Origin of the sequence: Providencia sp. PROV272, assembly GCF_049901975.1 — a bacterium.
GTDB lineage: Bacteria > Pseudomonadota > Gammaproteobacteria > Enterobacterales > Enterobacteriaceae > Providencia > Providencia stuartii.
On record NZ_CP096291.1, the window covers coordinates 840,654 to 857,764 of the forward strand.

The window sequence follows — 17,111 nt, forward strand, 5'->3', positions numbered from 1 at the left end:
TGTCATTTTTAATATTTACTTCTGACTATTTCAGGTTTGCATTTGATATTCCTTTTACTGATAGGCTAGCTATAGTAATTACGTTTTTTATATTTTTACTATTAGTGGCATTTTATAAAAGAAAGGTAACAATAGTTGCTAGGGGTTTTTTTCCACTAATAATATTGTATATAATAATAACATTATTATTCTTATGGTCCTCATTTAACTCATTTAGTTATGAATTATCAAAATTGCTGATATTTTTGTCCTTTTTCCCTTTTTTTTCATCACTAAATAAATCTGAACTTAATCTATTTATTCGTAGTTTTATGAAGGTAGGTATTTTTTATTTTACGATTAATTTACTTATAATGATATTACAATTAGTATTTGGGGACCATTTTGTTAGCTTATTTTTGATGCCAACAGAAATGTACGATGATACCCAAAAAGCAGGGAGAGTAATGGGGTTGTATGGTAATCTTCCGGCTTTATCTATGAGTGCTCTTTGTCTTTTTATCTTATTTGATCAAAATATTTCTTTATTTAAGAAAAAGCATAGCTCTAAAATTAAGTTGATATTTTCTTTAACTATTATTATCTCAACATCCAAAATAGCTCTAATTTCTTTAGGTATTTATTATTCTTTAAAATACAGAAAAAAATTAATAACAGCTCGTATATTTCCAATTATAATTCTATCTATAGTATTTATTATATATTTATTATATGAACCTAGGTTTATTAATAAGTTAGATCAATTAGAGTATATAATCTCACTTAGGGAAAATCTAAATTCTGCACAACTTGGTCATGTTGACTGGCGATTTTATTGTTATCTACTAGCTATATCCATAGTTAGCCAAAATCCTTTTGGGCTCGGTCTTGGAACTTGGGGAGATTTCTCATCCACATTAAATAATCAAATTACTCATACATATTTTCAAGTTTATATGTCTGATAGTGCGTATGCACACATATTTGTTGAGCAAGGTATTTTTTCATTTCTTTATTTCCTAATTATTCTTTACCCAACAATTGTTGCAAGAAAAAAAGATACTTATATTTGGCCAATAATAGCATTAGTCTCCTTTATTAGTACGATGGGATTTTCTGATACTTCTTGGCCAGCTATATTTGCAATTTGTTATGGCTTTACAATCTTTAAAAAAAGAGATAACAATTTTGATGATATCAGTAATAATTCCCGTATATAATCGTTCTCATATAATAGAAAATACGTTAATCTCCCTGACAAAGCAAACTTATAAAGACTTTGAAGTTGTCATTGTTGATGATTGTTCAAATGATAGTGCCACTTTGGAGGTTATATTAAACCAATATTCAAACCAACTAAATATAATTTACATACGACATGAAACTAATAAACATGGCTCAGCTGCAAGAAATACTGGAATAATGCATGCCAAAGGTAAATATATTGCATTTTTAGATTCAGATGATATTTGGAGATCAGATAAACTATCATTATGTATGATGCAAAATATTGATAAAAAAACTATACTTTACTCTAAAGTAAAAGATAGAAATATAATTTCACCTAAAAAAGGAGTGCATCCACAACAAAATGTTGGTGATTATTTGATTATTAATTCAGGAACAATTCAAACATCATCAATATTCATGCATCTAAGCTTTTGTAAATCTATCCTTTTTGATGAAAAACTTGTTCGTTATCAAGATTATGATTTTATTATTCGCTCCCAACTTTATCATAATGCAAATTTCAAGTTTATCGATGAAGTGCTTGTTTTTATGACTGACAACGACTCCGGCTCTAGAATATCTAACTCCTTAAGCTATGAACCTGGGTTGGTTTGGATAAAGAAAAATTTACTTTCACCAAAAGCCAAATCTATTTTTGTTTTTAATAGACTAGTCAATTACTGTATTTGTTTAGGTAAAAAGAAAAAAGCGATGAGCCTTATAATTAAATATAACTGCTTAAGGTATATATTCTCTTGTAATTATAAAGTGATGATAAAATTAGCAATACCCTATTCTATATTAAAAAAGTTCATGAGAATAGAAAAATGAAAAAAGTACTACTTATAAGTAATATGTATCCCTCCAATAAATATCCATATTATGGCATATTTGTACATCGCGCTGAAGATTCTCTATCTCACAAAAATATACAAGTATCGAGAGTAGTCTTAAATGAGCCATCAAGTTCATTTAAGAAGAAAATTTTTAATTATATTATTTTTTACGTAAAAATAATATATGTGTGCTTATTTAAAAAAAATGATTTTATTTATGCGCACTACATATCACATTGTGCTCTACCGATTCTAATCGCTATTTTATTTAAACCAAAACTTAAAATAGTTACACATGTGCATGGCGGTGACATTAAATACCATAAAGGAAGAAAGAAATTTTTTTTTAAATTAAAATCAACTCTATCAAAAATGATCCTAGTTAAATCAAACTCTGTTATTTCACCTTCTTTATATTACAAAGAGCTATTAATAAAAAAATATAATGTAAGTCAGAATAAAATAATAATATACCCTTCAGGTGGAGTTGACTTATCAAAATTTTCATTTTCACCTCGACTGGGAAAGCCTCTAAAGTTAGGTTTTGCAGGGCGATTAGTTGAAAGTAAAAATGTTTCCATCATTATTGATGTAATTAAACAGACTAATAATGAAAATATTACTTGTGAAATCGTTGGGTATGGTCCAATGAAGGATGAATTGATGGAGAAAGTTTCAAATTTAAATTTATGTAATAACTTTACTTTTTTAGCTCCCAAATCGACTAGTGAACTAGCACTATGGTATAAAAATATAGATATATTAATCTATCCCTCAGAAGCTGAAAGTTTAGGCTTGGTTCCCTTAGAAGCCATGGCTTCCGGAACTATTGTAGTTCTATCAAAAATACCTGCTTTTGAAGAGTACATTAATAATTCTAAAAATGGTTTTCTTTGTAGTGATATTAATGAATATGTTGATGTAATAAATATGTTAATGACATTCAGCAACAAACAATTGAATCAGATCAGGTATTCTGCCTTAGAAACTGTTAAAAATAATTATTGCTCTAATAAAGTATCAGAGAGATTGTATGAATCATTTAGATAAAAGAAAATTAAGCGTAGTTTTCGCCTTTGGTACTGGTGGACATAAAACTCAGATGGATCGCTTAATGGTTTCTCTCATAGGAAAAAAACAAGAGAATGATTATTGGATTGCCTATACAGATGATTTAAGTAAATTTGATTGGGCTGATGAAGTATTATATATCATTGAACCACGTTCAAAAATCAAGTTCAGTCCATTAGATTTTTTCAAAAATCTTATCTTTTCATTTAAAAACTTTATTAAAATATATAAAAATTCAGAAAAAATAAAAATGATATCTGTAGGCCCTGGACACGTTATTTTTTTTGGTTTTTTAACTAGAGTATTTGGTGGTGAAGTTTTACATATAGAAACTTGGTCTAGATTTCATACAAAATCTTTTACAGGAAGAATTATGTACCTAATATCTAATAAGTTTTATGTACAAAATAAAGAGTTATTAAAGATTTATAAAAACTCAATTTACTCGGGTCGACTATGAAAATTTTATTAACCTTGGGTACGACACCATTTGATAGTCTTGTTAGATATATTGATACCCAGTTGAATAATACTAATATAGTAATTCAGTCAATGGGTAATTATATCCCTAAAAATCATGAACATTTTTCTTTTGAGAGTAATATTAATAAGATTTATAAAGACTATGATATTATCATAACGCATGCAGGAGCTGGTTCTATCTATAACCTACTAGAAATGAAAAAAAAAATAGTTATAGTTCCAAACTTAGAGCGAGTAGATAATCATCAACAAGATATTGCTTTATATGTTGAAAAAAACAATTATGCTCTTATTGCATGGAGATTTGAGGAAATACCTATATGTTTAGATAAAATAAAAAATGGAATTATACTAAATAAATATACTAAAGATGAGTTTAAAATGTATAACGATATTATTCAATTTATTAAAAGCTAATTTTTAAATATTCTGAATGATATATAACAACTATTAATAATGGATTGAACGATGAAAATTGCAATTACAGGTACAGGCTATGTCGGTCTGTCCAATGCTATGTTATTGTCACAAAATCACGAAGTCGTGGCAGTCGATATCATCCCCGAAAAAGTGGCGATGTTAAATAATCACCAATCTCCAATTATTGATACTGAAATTGAGCAGTTTTTACGGGAGAAAAAGCTTAATTTCCGTGCTACGCAAGATATCCAAGAAGCCTATACGGGCGCTGATTATGTGATTGTCGCCACACCAACTGACTACGACCCGAAAACCAATTACTTTAATACTAAATCCGTTGAATCGGTCATCCATGATGTGCAAAAAATCAATCCAAATGCCACGATTATTGTCAAATCGACTATTCCGGTTGGCTTTACTGAGCGCCTACGTGAAGAGTTCGGCTACACCAATGTGATTTTCTCACCCGAGTTTTTACGTGAAGGTCGTGCGCTGTATGACAATCTGTATCCTTCACGCATTGTGGTCGGTGAACGCTCTGAACGCGCCCAAATTTTTGCGGATTTGTTGCTCGAAGGCGCAATTAAAAAAGATGTCCCTGTTTTATTTACGGATGGTACAGAAGCCGAAGCCATTAAATTGTTTGCTAACACTTACTTAGCGATGCGCGTTGCGTATTTTAATGAACTCGATACTTACGCAGAAAGTCGGGGTCTGAATGCGCGCCAAATTATTGAAGGTGTGTCATTAGACCCACGTATTGGCAGCCATTATAACAACCCATCTTTTGGTTATGGCGGTTATTGTTTGCCAAAAGATACCAAACAGCTGTTGGCGAACTATGATGATGTGCCAAACAACCTGATTAATGCCATTGTGGAATCAAACCGGACGCGTAAAGATTTTATCTCTGATGCGATTATTGCCAAGTCACCGCGCAAAGTGGGTGTTTATCGCCTAGTCATGAAAGCTGGTTCAGATAACTTCCGTGCTTCTGCGGTGCAAGGTGTGATGAAACGCATCAAAGCCAAAGGGATTGAAGTCATCGTCTATGAGCCAGTGCTAAAAGAAGACGAGTTTTTCCGTTCAAAAGTGTATCGCGATTTAGAGGTCTTTAAAGCTGATTGTGACTTAATATTGGCTAACCGTCTTGTTGATGAGTTGGAAGATGTCGCTGATAAAGTGTATACCCGCGATTTATTTGGTAGTGATTAATTAATGGACATAAAATAATTAATGTTTTTTGCCAAGAAACATCATTCAATATAAACTACGCAAAAATTATACTAACTAGGTGTAGGCGTTAATACAATATTAATGATTATTGGTGCCCACTCTTTGTCCAAACATTTCTTTATAGGATGATACTGTGCTTAGGAAGCGTCTCCCTCTTACACTGTTAGCAACGAGCATATTACTGACAGGTTGTACCGTTACTCCCGGTGTTTATATGTCCACCAGCGGTAAAAATGTTGTTGATACGGGCGATCGTGATATTGATAAGTTTGTTGATATCTACCCCATTTCACCTAAATTACTGGATGAGTTATACACACCACACGATATCGCCAAGCCAAACCCAACGCTTGAAAAACAGCTTTCAACCTATGAATATCGTGTTGGCGTTGGTGATGTACTAAATATAACAGTATGGGATCATCCTGAGTTAACAATTCCTGCGGGGTCCTATCGTAGCGCAGCAGATTCCGGTAACTGGGTACATTCCGATGGTACAATTTACTACCCTTATATTGGAAAAGTTAAAGTTATTGGTAAGACTGTCACTGAAATTCGTAGCCTTATAAGTAATAAGTTAGCGACTTATATAGAATCACCTCAAATTGATGTCAGTATCGCCGCTTTCCGCTCACAAAAGATGTATGTTTCAGGTGAAGTTGCTAAACCAGGCACATTACCAATTACTAACGTCCCACTGACAATTCTAGAAGCGTTTAATAATGCGGGTGGACTGACCGAAAAAGCAGATTGGGATAACGTGGTATTAACGAGAAATGGTAAAGAAATTAAAGTTTCCTTACAATCACTTGTTCAATATGGTGATTTAACACAAAATTATCTCATGTTACCCGGTGATGTACTGTATGTACCGCGTAATGATAGCCAAAAAGTGTTTGTTATGGGTGAAGTTGGTCAGCCAGATACACTTACCATTGACCGTGCAGGTATGAGTATTACTGAAGCCTTAAGTAAAGCTGGTGGTACAAATCAAGCCACAGCTAATGCAACGGGTATATTTGTTATCCGCCCACTAAAAAACAAATCATCGGGTGATAAAGAACTTGATGCTCTACTACCGAAAAAAATTGCAGCGGTTTATCAGCTCGATTTATCGGATGCAACATCCATGGTGATGGGAACAGAGTTTAAACTAAAACCTTATGACCTTGTTTATGTGACTGCCGCACCAATAGTTCGCTGGAACCGTTTAATCACTCAGCTTCTGCCAACAATTGCTTCATATAATCAATTAACTGAAGGGGTCAAACGTGTTCATGACTGGTAATTATTATGTTTAACAATATTCTTGTTATCTGCATGGGTAATATCTGTCGCTCCCCTACAGGGGAGCGTTTATTACAAACACATTTCCCCAATAAAAAGGTTCATTCTGCAGGTATTATCGCCAAAGAGAATATGCCAGCCAATGAAAGTGCTATGCGAATTGCCCAAAACCATAATCTGTCATTAGATAATCATCAATCTCGTCGTTTAACCAAAGAATTGTGCCAAGAAGCAGATTTAATTTTGGTGATGGAAAACGATCATATTGATAAAGTTCATCAACAATTTCCCGAAACTCGCGGAAAAGTGATGCTATTTGGTCAATGGCTCAATAAAATAGAAATCCCAGATCCCCATAAACGTAGTGATGAAATGTTTGAGCATGTTTATCAGTTAATGGAAAAAGCCGTTATACAGTGGCAAGGGAAAATTTAATTTTAATTTTGGATGAATTGATATTTAACTTATTATGAATACAACAAAAAATAACCCCGCAGCCACAGATGAAATCGACCTGCTGGCATTATTCAAGGTATTAAAAACCAACTATATTAAGATTGGTTTTTTTACACTTATTTTTATTATCTTAGCCGCAGTTTATAGTTATTTAGCGACGTCCATTTATCAAGCTAATGCCACGCTACAATATGATAAAGCAAGTCAAGTCTCTCTGTTAGATCAGATGAGTGATATAATGCCGCTATCAAATAGTAATAGCCAAGTAGATTCAGAGATTGAAGTGATTAAATCTCGTATGGTGCTAGGCAAAACAGTAACAGACCTTAATTTAGATACCCAAATTGCACCAGCAGGCTTTTTCGATAAACTCTGGAATGATAAATCTTCTGTTACTATTTCTCTCTATTTTGTACCAGAGCAATTAATTGGCGAGCCAGCTACCTTTACTTATTTAGGTGAGGACAAATATTCACTCAGTATTGCAGGGCAAACTGTTGAAGGAAAAGTAGGTGAATTATTAAAGCAAGATGAAATCAGCTTATTGGTCTCTTCAATCAATGCAGAAATTGGTCAAGAATTTAATCTTATAAAAGACTCACGCTATTCCTCCATTGAAAATTTACGTAATACTTTAACTATTGCGGAAGTGGGTAAAGGTACGGGCATTATCAACATGGCAATCAAAGGCCCTGATAGAACAGAAAATGTCAAAATTCTTAATAGTATTATCCAAAACTATGTAGACCAAAATACTGAACGTAAAAAAGAAGTGACCAATAATACCTTACTCTTTTTGGATGAATATTTACCAAAAATGGCGGATTCAAGTCCGAAGTGCAACGCTAAGCCGCCTTTCTTAGCTCCGCAAACACCACCGAAGGTTGTCTGAACCCCAGACACTTGCGTGGCCTGCTGTTCAACGCTCCCTGATAGCGTTGTAAGTCTTCTTCTGTCACTGTCCGCAGGTCTGTTCCTTTCGGGATAAACTGTCTTAACAACCCATTCGTATTCTCGTTCAGCCCACGCTCATGCGAGGCATACGGATGGGCAAAGTACGTATCTGCGTTCAGTGCTTCTGCTATCGCCTTGTGCTCACTAAACTCTAGACCGTTATCGAACGTTATTGTGTGACATACATCCTGATACTCACTCAGCAGTGAGATAATGGCCTTACTGACTTCCACCGCATCCTTTGAAAACACCTTTTTTGTCAGGTAAATACGGCTTTTGCGTTCTGCCAGTGTCACGATAGCACCAGTGCCCTGTTTACCCTGCACCAAATCGGCCTCCCAGTCCCCCAGACGGCTACGGTCATCGACGACTGACGGCCGTAGCTCAATGGATACCGCATCAGGGATGCGCCCTCGTTTCTGCCCGTAGCCCTTACGATATCGCCGTTTGCCCTGCCTAAGATGCCTGTACAACTCGCCACCGCTACGCTTATCCGCATAGATATACTGGTAAATCCATTCATGGCTGACGCTAAGACCAATAATGCTGCCAATTGCACTTATTTGCTCAGGACTCCACTTCCACTCCAGAGCAAATATCACGAAATCTATGGTCTGCTGAGGAATTGTCCTTTTGGCAGATGACAGCCGCCTATCACAGCACTTCTGGTGTGCCTGTTGTGGGTTATAACCAGTATCTGAAGTGTTACGCCTCAGTTCACGGGAGACCGTGGACTTGCTTACACCGATACGGATACCTATCTCATGGCAGGATAAATTATCCTCACGCAGTATCGATATCTGGTATCGTTGTCCTTCGGTTAGTTGCTGATACTTCATACTTACTCGCTCATCTTTGGTCGGAAGAGCAGGATAGCTTATCAGTAGCTAACCGTCCTTCCATCTAACATGACCGAGCGTTGCACTTATTATCTGAATTCGCGAATAAAAATTAAGTTGGATAACTATGAAAATCAGTTAAATGCCTTCCGTAAGAAAAATGAGTCTATTGACCTGTCATTGGAAGCTAAAGCCGCACTTGATAGTGCTTTACAAGTTGAAGAAAAGTTGAATGAACTGACGTTTAAAGAGGTTGAAATTCAACAACTCTATACCCGTAACCATCCTGCATATCAATCATTATTAGATAAGCGCCAACAATTGTTACGTGAAAAAGAGAAAATTAGTAAAAATATTCAAAAACTACCGAATACCCAACAACAAATTGTTCGTTTAACGCGTGATGTTGAGTCTGAACAAGCAATTTACAATCAATTAGTAGCTAAACAGCAAGAATTGAGTGTATTGAACTCAGGGATCACCGCTGATGTGCGTATTATTGACTCAGCCGAGTCTCAACCGAATGCCGTAGCACCTAAGAAAGCATTAATCTTAGTGTTAGCTGCAATACTGGGCTTTATTGTGGGTTGTGCCTATGTCATTGCACGTGAATTCCTCAATAATAAAATTAAGGGTACAGAAGATATTGATGCATTGGGTGTCAATGTTTACGCCACGATCCCGTTTTCAGCTCATGAGAAAAAGCTGATTGCAGAGGGCAATATACGACCATTATCCCTTGAAAACCCAGCAGATACCGCAGTAGAGGCTATTCGTTCATTACGGACAAGTGTTTATTTCTCGGTAATGAACCAAGGGAATAACCTCGTCATGGTGACCAGTGCATCACCAGGTGTGGGTAAAAGTTTTGTGACTTCGAATATGGCTGTTGTACTTGCCAATGCAGGCAAAAAAGTACTTCTTATTGATACTGACTTACGTAAAGGCTGTATCCACAAGCTCTTTGGCTTGAGTAATAAAAATGGACTCTCTGATTATTTATCTCAATCAGATACCACTCAACCCATTATTCATCAAAACGTGATTGAAAACTTAGATATTTTTTGCCGCGGTAATAATGTCACCCACTCATCTGAATTATTAATGGGTGAACGATTTAAAAATTTACTTGAGACTGTCAAGGGACAATATGACCTCGTAGTGATTGATACAGCACCAATACTAGCTATTACTGATTCGGCAATTATTGGTAAATATGTCGGTACGTCATTATTGATTGCCTTCTATGGTGTCAATACCGTTAAAGACATAGAGTTGTCATTAAGACGCTTCAAGCAAAATGATATTGAAATTACAGGCGTCATCTTAAACGGTATAGATGCAAGATCTGACGACTATAACTATGTTTATGAATATTAGTCGCACAAGGAATACAGATGAGTGATATAACAGTACTGGTCACTGGTGGGCTTGGCTACATTGGTAGCCATACCTGTGTACAGATGATCCAGCAAGGTATACAACCTATTATTTTAGATAATCTATGCAATGCTAATCCTGAAGTGCTTAATCGCATTCAAACCATCACCGATACTCAACCTATTTTTTATGAAGGTGACGTCCGCGATAAAGCAATGCTCGACAAGATATTTGCCCAACATAAGATAGATTCAGTCATCCATTTTGCTGGATTAAAAGCAGTTGGTGAGTCAGTACAAAAGCCGATTGAGTACTATGATAATAATGTGAATGGTACACTCGTTTTAATTGAAAGCATGCAGCAGGCAAATGTTAAAAGCTTAATTTTTAGCTCCTCTGCCACGGTTTATGGTGATCCGGAAGAAGTTCCTTTAACTGAAAAATCCAATGTCGGTGGAACAACTAATCCGTATGGTACCAGTAAATATATGGTTGAACGGATTTTAACTGATCTCAATATTGCTCATAATGATTGGTCGATTACCTTATTGCGCTATTTTAATCCTGTTGGTGCCCATCCATCTGGGTTAATGGGTGAAGACCCACAAGGTATACCAAATAATTTAACACCCTATATTGCGCAAGTTGCTGTTGGTCGCCACAAGGAGGTCATGGTTTTTGGTGCAGATTATCCTACTCCAGATGGAACAGGTGTTCGTGATTATATCCATGTGATGGATTTAGCAAGTGGGCATCTTGCAGCCCTCAAAAATGTGAGACAAAAATCAGGACTACATATTTATAATCTTGGAACCGGCAAAGGTACAAGCGTTTTAGAAATGATAGCGGCTTTTGAACAAGCTGCAGGTCAACAAATACAATACAAAATTGTTGAGCGCAGGCCTGGTGATATTGCTGAATGTTGGTCTAGCCCGGAAAAAGCATTTGAAGATTTAGGATGGCAAGCTCAATACTCAGTACAAGACATGGTTAATGATAGCTGGCGCTGGCAGTCTCAAAACCCTAATGGTTATAAAAAATAACTGCTAATCTAAATAATAAACCTAAAGCGGACTTCATTTTGAGGTAAGCGCTTAATGAACCAGTAAAGCTTTACTCAACCTCACTGATTTCTACGTTCCATGGCATGAGATCCGACACATCATCTTTCGGACTTCGTTTTGGTAACTCGGTAAACAGGTGTTGGAAGTAATAATAAGGGTTCATGTCATTAGCGCGGCAAGTCATCACGAGGCTATACAAGTTTGCACTCGCCTTTGCTCCGCCTACCGAAGTTGAGAACATCCAATTTTTGCGACCTGTCGTGAACGGCCTTATATCTCGTTCGGTCACATTGTTGTCGATACTTATATCGCCGTCTTCAAGGTAGGTAAGCAGCTTAGGCCACTGGTTTTGCGTATAAGTGATGGCTTTGCCAAGTAATCCTTTAGGGAGAACGTTTTGACTGTCAAGCCATTGCTTGAACTCATCTAAAATAGGTTTGGCTTCTTCTTGTCGTAGTTGGTGTCGAGATTTTGCGTCAAGCCCTTTGGCTTTCTTTTCAATACCGTATAGTTTGCTAATAAAGTTCAGTGCTTTTTCTGGCTTGCCCGCTTTTTTTGATGGTGAAGCTTTTTGAGCATCAGTGAACTTTCTGCGTACATGCGCCATGCAAGCAGCTTGAGTCACGTCCTCAAGTTTGTCGTATGCACTGTAGCCATCCGATAGCAAGTAACCAGAGTAACCACCTAAAAAGTCTTGTACGCACTCTGCTCTGCGGCTGGCTTGATAGTCGTAGATAACCACTGGGTTATTGACGAACTCACCGCTACGATAGACCCACATATATGACTTAGATTGTGCTTTCTTATCTTCTTCACGTAATACTTGAACAGTGGTTTCGTCCGCGCAGATGAGCTTTTCTTTCAATAACTCACTTTTCATTGCATCAATAATGACTTGCACTTTGCTTCCTAACTGAACGCACCAGTTGGCCAGTGTAGCGCGGCTAATATCTATACCAGAGCGATTGAGAATATCCACTTGGCGATAGAGTGGCAGAGCATCAACGTATTTTGCTGTGACTACAGCGGCGAATGCATCTGCACTCCCTAGGCTTTTAGGGATCATACTTGCGGGTTTTGGTGCTGTGATAATCTTTGTTTCAGTCTGTGTTTTTTCACACTGCCGGCAAGCGTACTTGGTTCGCTCGTGACGTATAACACTAACCTTCTGTGGGATGATTTTCAGCTCTTCAGAAGTTTCAACACCACATTGATGTAAAGGCTCGTCGCAGCAGTCGCAATAAGGGGCATTGAGTTCATGTTTATGAACTTCACGCTCGAGCTCTTTTGGAAAAGGCTTACGGCCTGTTTTTTTCTTGTCGTCGTCGGATTTAGCCGTACTCTTTTGTTGCTCCGCTTCGTTAAACGTACCTTTGGGTATTTTTTCACTTTGTGATGAGAAGCGCTTTGACTTACTTAAATTGAGCTGTTCAATCAACAACTCAATTTTGGTTTTGAGCTCGGCAACCTCCTCTTGCTTTGCCGCAAGGAGTTTATCTTTTGCTTCGTTCTGTTGGTGAAGTTCAAGCAGCATAGCTTTTAGCTGGTCGATATCATCAGGGAGGTCGGTCATGTCTGGGCTCTGGTCATCTCAATGACTTAAGTGTGACAGCAAAAAAGGATCGTTCAAGCCCAACGTGACGATCAGTATCAGCGGTCACACTTCTAGATTATGAAGTGGACGATGAGCTTTGGCATGTTCGAGCGTTAACCCCGAAAGAAGCCGACCCAGTTGTTGCTTAGTAATATGAATGGCTCCGTCCTCACTGGGTCTTGGCCACTTGAAGGTCCCTTTTTCTAAGCGACGATAGTACAGCCAGAAGCCATTAGTATCCCAAAACAAGATTTTCAATTTATCTCGGGTACGATTGCAGAAAATGAACCAAGACTCACTAAACGGATCCATCTCAAGAGTCTCCGCGACAATCAACGATAGTCCATCAATGGACTTACGCATGTCCGTGACTCCAGAGATGAGGAAAACCTTACCTGTTGGTATCATTGTAGCGCTTCAAACCAAGTCTTAATTTGTTGCGAGCTAAGCGTTGCCGGCAGTTCTGCTCGAATGCCATTATTGAGAATTAACACAACACAACTTGTGCTCACGGTAGGCTCTGTCACCACGATAGGTTGAACCCTGGTTTCAGGCTCGGATTGCGTGAGCTTTTTCGACCAATAGTGAAAAGTCTGATAGCTTATGTTTTGCTCCGAGCAAAACTGCTTAATGCCTAAATTACTTTGTCGTTGCTGCTCTAGAATTGCAGCCCAGTATTCTCGTTTACTTTGTTGTTCCATAGTCCCTCCAATGAAAAAGCTACTATGGCAAATGACGAGTTTGTTTAGTATGTGTGGTTCATTAACCGCTTACGTCCCTCCAATGAAAAAGCTACTATGGCAAATGACGAGTTTGTTTAGTATGTGTGGTTCATTAACCGCTTACATTATAACTGCAAGGCAAGGCAAGGCAAGGCAAGGCAAGGCAAGGCAAGGCAAGGCAAGGCAAGGCAAGGCAAGATATTATAGCTACCGCTCATTTATTGGTGTTCATTATGCCCATTATGGTCGATAAGTCATCATGTGATAAGTAAACTCAATCACTCTCTTGCTGTGTGCAGTATGAAGTTGTTGGGGGTTCACTGAATAGGATTAACATGTAGCACGTGATTCTTGAATTCGCTCTTGTAGCCACTGTTCAACTTCACTTTTCAGCCAACGAGAACTACGTCCTAGTTTGATTGGCTTTGGAAATTCACCGTCTTGAATGAGTTTATAAAACCACTTATCGGTTAAGCCTGTTAATTGAGTGATGAATTTCATATCGATAAACTGGTCATTTAACAATGATGGCATTGTTGCTGTTGATGTTTCAATTGGATTTGTCATGAGGAAAAACTCCTGTCTTTAAAATTAAAGTCAGAAGCGATACCGGTTTGATGAAAGGGATATCACTTCAAGTCATGACATCCCTTCTCCAGTTTTTAATTACCGACTGCATCCAAATGACCGTTCACCATCCACATTGAACTTGGTATGCAACTTAGCGAGATACCGAATTCGATTTACAATGATATTTTGAGATTGATTCGTCACTATGTAGGTATACATGCCATCTTTGGTTTCTTCTTGCTCGACACGATATAAATGCGTGACATTTTTACCCGCAATGTTGACTAATGGACGAGACGGTAAATACTCAATTTTGATGGCACTGCACCAAGCCTGTTGTAACATAACATAAAGGGTTCCACTCTCTTTTTTGAAATCCCCTAAGGAGTGATAGATATCTTTGTTAAGCAGCAACATCACGTGGTAGTGCTTTTGTTTATTCTTTTCACCAATCTCTTTCACCCAACAATAATGTAATTTACAGGAAAGATTACGTTTCCAAGCCTCTTTTTTCTTTTTAAGGTCATTTTTGATTTTAGCCTTAAGTGATTCAAAGAATCGGGTAATAGCTGTGGAGTCATCTGCAACATCTTCTGGTGTAATTGGAAAGCGTAAATCAAGGTGTATGGCAGTTAAGCGTTTATGTACCGCTAGTGCTTTATTGATGGTACGGTTAATTTGGTTTACATAGTGTTGGTTTAGCTTTTTTGACATGACGAATTCCTCTTATGTTGGTTGGATGTCATATCAATAGGAGGGCAGTATTAAATTACAGCGTGGTTATTAGGAGAATAAGTTCACCGATCTAAGTCTGCTGCTTAAGGCTGCAAGATCGTCATACTGACTGAACTTTTAAGGGAATATGAGGTTGGTAAGTCAGTGTAGATTTATAAGACATGTGCTTAACCATATAGGTCATTTACGCATTAATAGGTTTATGGAAGATGATGCCACTCTAGGACTATAGATATCGTTTTAGATGTGTAGGTTGGTTTTTGTATTGGAATAGTCGTGTTGATATTTAAATGTATTGTTTATATGTAGCATGTATATTTATATAACTATACCAACACACCGATTAGGCTATTTTCGTTAAAAACCCTCAGTAAGTACTCAAGCGTATGGACATTAACCTGAAATTAAGTTGAGTTTGAGCGCATTTTTTCAATGAAAACCACAACTCACTACTCTGATATTAGTCCCCTATTTTCACTTCTCAATGACCTCATTTTTATACTTTTCCCCCTTAAAAAAACATGCAAATTTTAACTGCCACCCTCATTTTTTCGCGGGTCATCATGAATACCGTAAGCCCTGAAGCCTTCCAGCCAATATCATCAAAAACAAAGATGGTAAATTATAAGCACATGATAATAATGATATTTAATAAAGGTGCGCACTTTGAGATGCGCGATAATCTACGTAAAAATTAAGCCTATCGCTTATCCGTGGCTTTGGGGGCTGAACGTTTTTGCCGAGTAACGCGTATTATTTTTTTACGGCATAATGCATCTATTGGAGTTCGTTTCAGTATGTCATACTGGCTCATTAGGTTGGTGAGGAAGGGACGATGCCAAGTAAATACCGAGTTCATATTAATTTTAAAAACAAGCGCATCTATGATCACATACTCAAAGGTGCGGAGCGAGCTAATACAAAACCAGGAAAATTTGCAGAACAGCTTATTGAGAAAGAAATTAATCGTTCTATCATGCACTATAAAAATGATGATATCGATTTGAAAGAAGCCTATTACGAAATCACATGGGTAAAGTCGAAAGAAGGATTTATGTCGAGACCAACTAAATTCTGGCCCGGCGGTGTAAATAAAGATTACACAGTAGAGGAGTTTAATACTCAATTCATTAAATCTAAGAAAATTAACAGAACGGCTGTATCTGAATTAATTAAGAATGAAATTATCAATCTCAAAAATTATCCTGATAATCTCATCAAGCCACTTGCTGATATAACGCTTATACTCATAAAAGAAGTTAATGTGAATATCTTAGACATAAAAAAAAGTGGTCATGATGAAAAAAAATATCAGCCAAAAATTAGAGTTGCCTTGAACTATGAGGCAGAAATCGTCCCTGTGTATTTAGCTAATGACATCTTAGAAATAAATATTCTAGACATTAAACACTATACATTTGCCCAGTTATTTCAAGAAAATCGAGCTTATCATTTAAAAAAATTATTCTGTGTTCAAATAACGCGAAAAGGGGGGTATTTTTTGAGGGCACTCAATTCCCCCATTTACCGTGATGACGTGTTATGTGAAATCAAAGAAAAATATCAACAGAAAGTTAAAGCCTACATTGATGATAAAAATGTCAGTATAAAAAACCGTTCAGAGCAAGCTAAGCAACTGATGGTACTTTCTTAGTTATCACTTAATCACCCCCTTTCAGTTAGATATTTTTTCAGCGCCATATTATCTCCTTGTAAAATCACAAGGAGATTTTTATGTCTGCTGAACATATTGTTTCATCATTAATCAAAGCCACTCTATCTAACTCACTGTCACACCTGCAGACCCAGCTCTTACATGAAGTTAATCAACTCGTTCACTACTCCCCTACCATTGGCCTCATGGGCAAAACGGGCGTAGGTAAATCGAGCTTATGCAATGCGCTGTTTCAGTCTACCTTATGCCCTATTAGTGCTGTCAGTGGTTGTACCCGTTCAGAGCAACGATCAACCTGTGTTTTACGCTCAAACAGCGAACTATAAGAAGGAAGTTGAGATCTGCATTGTTTCACCTTCTGTATCTTATTCTTTTGGTAAAGTGGGGGTAGAAAAAAAAGAGATGGATATCTTTGTACCTGCAAACATAACTTCATTTGCTAGTCAAAGTCATCGGTTTTATAGCATCAGTGAGTTTACTATACGTAATGGTGATACCATTATAAAAGCATCATCAGACTAACCCATTAATTAACTTACATTTATTTTTATATCTATATTATTTTAGTGAATCAATCATC

General features: G+C 36.9%; 19 protein-coding genes and 1 pseudogene. 14 read left to right on the plus strand and 6 right to left on the minus strand.

Going from position 1 to position 17,111, the window contains the following annotated elements; genetic code table 11:
- Positions 1–311 precede the first annotated feature (311 nt).
- The 9 genes from M1E93_RS03700 (at position 312) to M1E93_RS03740 (ending at position 7,890) form a co-directional block, all read left to right on the plus strand.
- Positions 312–1,199, plus strand: coding sequence for an O-antigen ligase family protein (locus M1E93_RS03700; RefSeq protein WP_426207110.1), 888 nt, complete (start codon positions 312–314; stop codon positions 1,197–1,199).
- Positions 1,132–2,040: a glycosyltransferase family 2 protein gene (locus tag M1E93_RS03705; RefSeq protein WP_426207111.1), complete on the plus strand. Its 909-nt coding sequence runs from the start codon at positions 1,132–1,134 to the stop codon at positions 2,038–2,040. Before M1E93_RS03700 ends, M1E93_RS03705 begins: the two co-directional genes overlap by 68 nt.
- Positions 2,037–3,095, plus strand: coding sequence for a glycosyltransferase family 4 protein (locus M1E93_RS03710; protein WP_426207112.1), 1,059 nt, complete (start codon positions 2,037–2,039; stop codon positions 3,093–3,095). The genes M1E93_RS03705 and M1E93_RS03710 overlap by 4 nt, the downstream gene beginning before the upstream one ends.
- Complete coding sequence (pssD, locus tag M1E93_RS03715) at positions 3,079–3,576, plus strand: PssD/Cps14F family polysaccharide biosynthesis glycosyltransferase (RefSeq protein ID WP_426207113.1); 498 nt, start codon at positions 3,079–3,081, stop codon at positions 3,574–3,576. The genes M1E93_RS03710 and pssD overlap by 17 nt, the downstream gene beginning before the upstream one ends.
- Entirely contained in the window at positions 3,573–4,016 is a 444-nt protein-coding gene (gene pssE, locus M1E93_RS03720; RefSeq protein ID WP_426207114.1) for a PssE/Cps14G family polysaccharide biosynthesis glycosyltransferase, read from the plus strand. The genes pssD and pssE overlap by 4 nt, the downstream gene beginning before the upstream one ends.
- Positions 4,017–4,067: 51 nt before the next feature.
- Positions 4,068–5,234: a nucleotide sugar dehydrogenase gene (locus M1E93_RS03725; protein WP_426207115.1), complete on the plus strand. Its 1,167-nt coding sequence runs from the start codon at positions 4,068–4,070 to the stop codon at positions 5,232–5,234.
- A gap of 154 nt (positions 5,235–5,388) precedes the next feature.
- Positions 5,389–6,543, plus strand: coding sequence for a polysaccharide export protein (locus M1E93_RS03730; protein ID WP_426207116.1), 1,155 nt, complete (start codon positions 5,389–5,391; stop codon positions 6,541–6,543).
- 5 nt (positions 6,544–6,548) lie between these two features.
- Positions 6,549–6,977 carry a protein tyrosine phosphatase gene (locus M1E93_RS03735; protein ID WP_426207117.1) on the plus strand — a complete coding sequence of 143 codons (429 nt, stop codon included), beginning with the start codon at positions 6,549–6,551 and terminating at the stop codon, positions 6,975–6,977.
- Positions 6,978–7,011: 34 nt separating this feature from the next.
- Positions 7,012–7,890, plus strand: coding sequence for a Wzz/FepE/Etk N-terminal domain-containing protein (locus M1E93_RS03740; protein WP_426207118.1), 879 nt, complete (start codon positions 7,012–7,014; stop codon positions 7,888–7,890).
- Here the strand turns inward: M1E93_RS03740 and M1E93_RS03745 are convergent.
- A complete protein-coding gene (locus M1E93_RS03745) occupies positions 7,844–8,791 on the minus strand; it encodes an IS30 family transposase (RefSeq protein WP_140035165.1) in 948 nt (315 codons plus the stop codon). The genes M1E93_RS03740 and M1E93_RS03745 overlap by 47 nt on opposite strands.
- Positions 8,792–8,893: 102 nt before the next feature.
- Here M1E93_RS03745 and M1E93_RS03750 point away from each other — a divergent pair.
- Both M1E93_RS03750 and galE read left to right on the plus strand, forming a co-directional pair.
- Positions 8,894–10,171: pseudogene (locus M1E93_RS03750) on the plus strand (polysaccharide biosynthesis tyrosine autokinase); the annotation flags it as partial.
- A 17-nt stretch (positions 10,172–10,188) separates the two neighbouring features.
- Positions 10,189–11,214: a UDP-glucose 4-epimerase GalE gene (gene galE / locus M1E93_RS03755; RefSeq protein WP_426207119.1), complete on the plus strand. Its 1,026-nt coding sequence runs from the start codon at positions 10,189–10,191 to the stop codon at positions 11,212–11,214.
- A 70-nt stretch (positions 11,215–11,284) separates the two neighbouring features.
- Here galE and tnpC read toward each other — a convergent pair whose 3' ends face one another.
- The 3 genes from tnpC to tnpA all read right to left on the minus strand — a co-directional run bounded on the left by tnpC (position 11,285) and on the right by tnpA (position 13,530).
- Positions 11,285–12,808, minus strand: coding sequence for an IS66 family transposase (gene tnpC, locus M1E93_RS03760; protein WP_094961086.1), 1,524 nt, complete (start codon positions 12,806–12,808; stop codon positions 11,285–11,287).
- Between the two features lie 84 nt (positions 12,809–12,892).
- Positions 12,893–13,237 carry an IS66 family insertion sequence element accessory protein TnpB gene (tnpB, locus tag M1E93_RS03765; protein ID WP_426207120.1) on the minus strand — a complete coding sequence of 115 codons (345 nt, stop codon included), beginning with the start codon at positions 13,235–13,237 and terminating at the stop codon, positions 12,893–12,895.
- Entirely contained in the window at positions 13,234–13,530 is a 297-nt protein-coding gene (tnpA, locus tag M1E93_RS03770; protein ID WP_008914069.1) for an IS66 family insertion sequence element accessory protein TnpA, read from the minus strand. Before tnpA ends, tnpB begins: the two co-directional genes overlap by 4 nt.
- A gap of 10 nt (positions 13,531–13,540) precedes the next feature.
- On the opposite strand from tnpA, the gene M1E93_RS03775 reads away from it, so the two are divergent.
- Positions 13,541–13,804 (plus strand): hypothetical protein, encoded by a 264-nt coding sequence (locus M1E93_RS03775; protein WP_426207121.1) that lies wholly within the window; start codon positions 13,541–13,543, stop codon positions 13,802–13,804.
- Positions 13,805–13,881: 77 nt separating this feature from the next.
- On the opposite strand, the gene M1E93_RS03780 is transcribed toward M1E93_RS03775, so the two are convergent.
- On the minus strand, positions 13,882–14,118 hold the full coding sequence (locus M1E93_RS03780; RefSeq protein ID WP_426207122.1) for a helix-turn-helix transcriptional regulator: 237 nt from the start codon (positions 14,116–14,118) through the stop codon (positions 13,882–13,884).
- A gap of 99 nt (positions 14,119–14,217) precedes the next feature.
- Entirely contained in the window at positions 14,218–14,835 is a 618-nt protein-coding gene (locus M1E93_RS03785; RefSeq protein ID WP_426207123.1) for an inovirus Gp2 family protein, read from the minus strand.
- A gap of 856 nt (positions 14,836–15,691) precedes the next feature.
- Here M1E93_RS03785 and M1E93_RS03790 point away from each other — a divergent pair.
- Both M1E93_RS03790 and M1E93_RS03795 read left to right on the plus strand, forming a co-directional pair.
- Complete coding sequence (locus M1E93_RS03790; RefSeq protein ID WP_426207124.1) at positions 15,692–16,510, plus strand: hypothetical protein; 819 nt, start codon at positions 15,692–15,694, stop codon at positions 16,508–16,510.
- 80 nt (positions 16,511–16,590) lie between these two features.
- Positions 16,591–16,857, plus strand: coding sequence for a GTPase (locus M1E93_RS03795; RefSeq protein WP_196718027.1), 267 nt, complete (start codon positions 16,591–16,593; stop codon positions 16,855–16,857).
- The last annotated feature ends 254 nt before the right edge of the window (positions 16,858–17,111 follow it).

Bases quoted from the DNA above. Each gene is read 5' to 3' on its own strand.
- M1E93_RS03740 (WP_426207118.1), top strand. From the start codon at position 7,012: ATGAATACAACAAAAAATAACCCCGCAGCCACAGATGAAATCGACCTG.
- M1E93_RS03775 (WP_426207121.1), top strand. From the start codon at position 13,541: ATGAAAAAGCTACTATGGCAAATGACGAGTTTGTTTAGTATGTGTGGT.
- M1E93_RS03710 (WP_426207112.1), top strand. From the start codon at position 2,037: ATGAAAAAAGTACTACTTATAAGTAATATGTATCCCTCCAATAAATAT.
- M1E93_RS03745 (WP_140035165.1), bottom strand. From the start codon at position 8,791: ATGAAGTATCAGCAACTAACCGAAGGACAACGATACCAGATATCGATA.
- M1E93_RS03785 (WP_426207123.1), bottom strand. From the start codon at position 14,835: ATGTCAAAAAAGCTAAACCAACACTATGTAAACCAAATTAACCGTACC.
- galE (WP_426207119.1), top strand. From the start codon at position 10,189: ATGAGTGATATAACAGTACTGGTCACTGGTGGGCTTGGCTACATTGGT.
- M1E93_RS03795 (WP_196718027.1), top strand. From the start codon at position 16,591: ATGTCTGCTGAACATATTGTTTCATCATTAATCAAAGCCACTCTATCT.
- M1E93_RS03725 (WP_426207115.1), top strand. From the start codon at position 4,068: ATGAAAATTGCAATTACAGGTACAGGCTATGTCGGTCTGTCCAATGCT.
- M1E93_RS03705 (WP_426207111.1), top strand. From the start codon at position 1,132: ATGGCTTTACAATCTTTAAAAAAAGAGATAACAATTTTGATGATATCA.
- pssE (WP_426207114.1), top strand. From the start codon at position 3,573: ATGAAAATTTTATTAACCTTGGGTACGACACCATTTGATAGTCTTGTT.
- M1E93_RS03790 (WP_426207124.1), top strand. From the start codon at position 15,692: ATGCCAAGTAAATACCGAGTTCATATTAATTTTAAAAACAAGCGCATC.
- tnpC (WP_094961086.1), bottom strand. From the start codon at position 12,808: ATGACCGACCTCCCTGATGATATCGACCAGCTAAAAGCTATGCTGCTT.
- M1E93_RS03700 (WP_426207110.1), top strand. From the start codon at position 312: ATGAAGGTAGGTATTTTTTATTTTACGATTAATTTACTTATAATGATA.
- M1E93_RS03780 (WP_426207122.1), bottom strand. From the start codon at position 14,118: ATGACAAATCCAATTGAAACATCAACAGCAACAATGCCATCATTGTTA.
- tnpB (WP_426207120.1), bottom strand. From the start codon at position 13,237: ATGATACCAACAGGTAAGGTTTTCCTCATCTCTGGAGTCACGGACATG.
- M1E93_RS03735 (WP_426207117.1), top strand. From the start codon at position 6,549: ATGTTTAACAATATTCTTGTTATCTGCATGGGTAATATCTGTCGCTCC.
- pssD (WP_426207113.1), top strand. From the start codon at position 3,079: ATGAATCATTTAGATAAAAGAAAATTAAGCGTAGTTTTCGCCTTTGGT.
- tnpA (WP_008914069.1), bottom strand. From the start codon at position 13,530: ATGGAACAACAAAGTAAACGAGAATACTGGGCTGCAATTCTAGAGCAG.